Source organism: Idiomarina aquatica, from assembly GCF_004362895.1.
Lineage (GTDB): Bacteria > Pseudomonadota > Gammaproteobacteria > Enterobacterales > Alteromonadaceae > Idiomarina.
In genome coordinates this window covers 1-3,829 of record NZ_SNXI01000044.1, presented here as the reverse complement: position 1 = coordinate 3,829, position 3,829 = coordinate 1, and the positions used below count along the sequence as shown (strand labels likewise).

4 protein-coding genes, 1 tRNA gene and 1 pseudogene are annotated in these 3,829 nt (G+C 45.2%); 3 read left to right on the top strand and 3 right to left on the bottom strand.

The window, feature by feature from the left end:
• The 3 genes from DEU29_RS14035 to DEU29_RS13780 all read left to right on the top strand — a co-directional run.
• Positions 1-655 (top strand): hypothetical protein (locus tag DEU29_RS14035; RefSeq protein ID WP_166635928.1); only part of this gene is annotated, 655 nt, incomplete at its 5' end.
• Positions 656-729: 74 nt separating this feature from the next.
• Positions 730-1,962, top strand: coding sequence for a hypothetical protein (locus DEU29_RS13785; RefSeq protein ID WP_133540969.1), 1,233 nt, complete (start codon positions 730-732; stop codon positions 1,960-1,962).
• Complete coding sequence (locus DEU29_RS13780) at positions 1,959-2,471, top strand: hypothetical protein (RefSeq protein ID WP_133540967.1); 513 nt, start codon at positions 1,959-1,961, stop codon at positions 2,469-2,471. Before DEU29_RS13785 ends, DEU29_RS13780 begins: the two co-directional genes overlap by 4 nt.
• 182 nt (positions 2,472-2,653) lie before the next feature.
• On the opposite strand, the gene DEU29_RS13775 is transcribed toward DEU29_RS13780, so the two are convergent.
• The 3 genes and pseudogenes from DEU29_RS13775 to DEU29_RS14240 all read right to left on the bottom strand — a co-directional run.
• Positions 2,654-2,730: transfer RNA gene (locus DEU29_RS13775), tRNA-Arg, on the bottom strand.
• Between the two features lie 64 nt (positions 2,731-2,794).
• A complete protein-coding gene (locus DEU29_RS14245) occupies positions 2,795-3,211 on the bottom strand; it encodes a DUF3471 domain-containing protein (RefSeq protein ID WP_347813165.1) in 417 nt (138 codons plus the stop codon).
• A 54-nt stretch (positions 3,212-3,265) separates the two neighbouring features.
• Positions 3,266-3,715, bottom strand: a pseudogene (locus DEU29_RS14240) (serine hydrolase); the annotation flags it as partial.
• Positions 3,716-3,829: the final 114 nt, after the last annotated feature.

The window sequence follows — 3,829 nt, the reverse complement described above, 5'->3', positions numbered from 1 at the left end:
ACTTTGCTTTGCTCATTGCAGTGTCCAGTATCAGCGTGGGTTCGGTGATCTGATCAACGCTAACCGGGAAAGTTCCCTATTTATTCAACAAGGCCATGCAAAAGTCGTTATCGCACGTCTAATCCATCATCAGCACCTTGAATATGGGCTGGATATACCTGAAGACGATCTTCAGCTTTTAAGCGAATTAGGGCTTATAAAAGAGCGACTTCTGAGCTACGCAGAGCAGTGGAATCGGTCATTATCTCCTACTGGTGAAGAACGGACTTTCGGTAGCCGTTTGTGGACAGGCGCAAAAGTACATATTGAAGAAGGCCAGATTGCCTATCGTGATAACGGTTCCCGCATGTTCATTACATTGCCCAGCCCTTTCGCACAATACGTATCAAAATTATTCATGGGTGTGTTTGATGCCGCCCGTGAAATTACCGACTACCACAACAAATACGAATATGTTGGACGGCCTGCTGAAGCCGTTGGCGAGCTAATCAAAAGCGGCGAACTATTCTTCGATAAAGATCTTTATGAAGTCATCATTGGCCGTGCGTATCGAGTCATAGATGAGTGGACTTCTAATCTAGTCGAAGCCCAGAAATTTAAAAAGAGTCAATTCAAAATCGACGACTTTTTCAACGGCGTCCAATCTACTCTTTAAAGTTATTAGTTACATTGCTTTGTAAATTTAAAGTTAAATGTGCTAGCTTCCTTAAATAAACATGGAGCGTTGTTATGATTGAAAATAATACTGCATTATATACCAAAGCTTTTATCATCTCGGCGGTACTCGTCGTCATTCTCTCCTGGACTAATGCTCTCGACTATCTCGCCGTCAATTATGTTGACGATGCGTTGCTCGATGCGGGGATAGCATTTGCTATCGGACGAGGAATCAACGCTGCTGGTTCTGTTTTAGAGTCTATGTCCATTTCGTTTACTCTTGGAGTCGGAGGCTCGATTTCCATTGGCGAGGTGATTTCTCCACTACTTGATATGGTCGAGGACTTCTCGACTGTAATGAAGTTTGCGATTGGTTCGTTAGTTCTCCAAAAGTTGCTTGTAGAAATAGTAGGCACGGCATTCTTTAACGTGTTGCTAACGCTTACAGCAATTTGTGCAGTTATGGCCACTTTTTTCGTGGCCACAAAGTACCAGTTAATCGCTATGAAAACATTCATTACACTGGTGTTGATTCGGTTTCTTGTTGTGTTGATGGCCTTACTAAGTGGTGTCGCAAGCCAGTTGTTCCTCGATGAAAAGCTTGAACAAGATCTGCAAGCTCTCGGCAAGGCTGAGGAAACAATGGAGAACATCAATGAAACTCCGGCCGTCCCCGAAGAACTCCAGAAAGAAATCCAAGCTCAGATTAAAGTCAAGGAAACGCAAAGGGCCTCTTTGAGCGAGCAGCTTACAAACTTAAAAGTTAATTTAGAGGAACAGCAAGCGACTGTCGCCAAGCTAGAAGAGGAAATGGAGCAATACTCAATAACAGATACCTATAATCCCTTCACCTCTAATGAAGAAGCAAAGTTGGCCAAGGAAAAGTTGAATAATGCCGAATCAGCCTTAAACGACACTCTTGAACAGTTAGACGCAGCAGAAGAAGGTCTAGAGGAGGTAGGTACCGACCTCGAATCCTTAGGTAAACAGTTAAGGGGTGAATCTACGGGAGTACTTGCTGGAATTTCTGATACCGTTTCAGGATGGGGTGGAAAAATTAGCGGTATGGCAAACAAGCTCAGTTACGAAGAGTTAAAGGGGTCGATGTCTAGCGCTATAGATTCTATGCTGAATGCGATGGTGACTTTTATTTTACGCTCGATTTTACTTCCACTACTTTTCCTCTACGTTGTTTCGAAGTTCTTCAAAGCCGTTTGGGGGATAGATCTAGGTAAGAAGTTAAAGGACAAAACCGACAGCCTGAATAGCGCTAAAAAGCATAAAGCTGCCGAGGTTCAGTCATGAAATGGGAGACAATAGCAAACCTGGGTTGGTGGTGGTTGCTACCAATCCTTCTGATCTATGCGCTGGGCGTCTACCTTGGCAATAAAGGCAGCATCGTCGTTTATCGCAACTTTAATGATCTCATGATCGTCGGACTATTAGTTATCATTCCTGTCGGTTTAATCAGTTTATTAGCGTTTATCTCTGGAGATAACTCGGCTAATCAAGAATCTAGCTCTCAGCTTTTCTTGGTTGGGTTAGTTCTTGTCGGCCTGGTTATGCTCTTGATCCTATACAGAACATTCCGTGACAACCCCAACCCGTTAAAGATGCTGTTGGCGCTCTATGTCAAGCTACCCACTGGCATTTTATTTTTCTTTCACCTGTCTAACATATTTATGGGCAAGTCACGTACAAAACGCCGCGAATCTATATTCTGGACGATCATTATGGTTCCGCTACTCTACGGACTGGTTCACGATAAAAGCAAAGGAAAGCTTCCGGGCATAAGTGGAAGAAGCCATTATTGAGCTTAACAATTTGAGATCTGTCTTTGTCCTGGTCGCTGTCTTAGTCCCGGGACAGGACGCCAAGCTCTTATAAGGACTTAAATCGAATCTAGGACAAAATTCGCATGTGTGGGACTAACTGTGGGACTTTTTGATAAATCTGGAGTAAGTTAGTGGAAACTAACGCTGTAGGCCTTTAAATGTGGCGCACCCTATAGGAGTCGAACCTATGACCTTTGCCTCCGGAGGGCAACGCTCTATCCAGCTGAGCTAAGGGTGCGCATGCTTATGGAAAGCGAGGGCATTATAGGGATTTGCCCCCGCGCTGTCCAGCGTTAGCAAGCTTATTGCTTTTGTAATTTTAGGTTGTGGAAGTCGAAGCTAAAGTCAGTAAAGTCAGCTACAGCTTCCATTGTCGCGGTTTTGACTTGGTTGCCGCGATCTACATCAAAATCAATAAATGCGTCAGCTTCCAGCAATGGCTCGTCCCAACGCACAATAAATGTATTGCCGTTGTAATGCTCTAACCGACCTTTAAGCATCTCCGTATGGGTAAAGTCTATGCGTAACTCACCATTATTACGGGAGATGAGCACGTCGCCATACCAGGCGTCGTTATATTCACCGACGTACTGCTCCAATGCCAGAGGAGGTTGGATATCGTCGGCCGGCTCAACACTGAAGTCCGCTTTTTCCTGTATAAACTCGCGGTATTTTTCGCTTTGTTGCGCAACCCAATCTTTATCCGGCGTGTCTAACACCACCTCCAGAGATTCCTCAACAATGGCCGTTAGCGCGCCAAAGGCTTGCTGATTACTTAAAACCGTTATCGCAAACTCTTCTTCAGGTATCACTGTTGTGAAAGATAACATGCCAAGAATACCGCCGCTGTGAGAGATGTGTTTAACGCCATAGTAATCCTTCACAAACCAGCCCAGGCCATAACCACGGAAGTAAGTGCCCTGCTCCGCTGCACTGGCGGCAACCGGCAACGGCGTTTCGAGTTGCCACATGGCATTTAATGAGTCTTCGCTGAATAGCTGTAAGCCGTTCGGGGTTTTACCTTCGTTAAGCAATGTTAGTAGCCAGCGACTCATATCATCAACACTGGCCGCTGTTGCACCTGCAGCAGCAAAGTCTTCCAGAAAGTCCAGCGGGAAGCGGTGTAACTCGCCATCCATCTCGATAGTACCAACGGCAACATTCTCATTGTCTGCGTCAATGCGTGAAAAACCAATCGTGCTTTCATCCATATGCATGGCTTGAAAAAGTGTTTGTTCAACAGGCCTTGTTGATCAAATCATTATTGAGGGTAAACTCCCCCTTTCCCCAACTCGGGGTTAGCGCACCATTTCGCTCACAGGCATACCAAGGCGTGT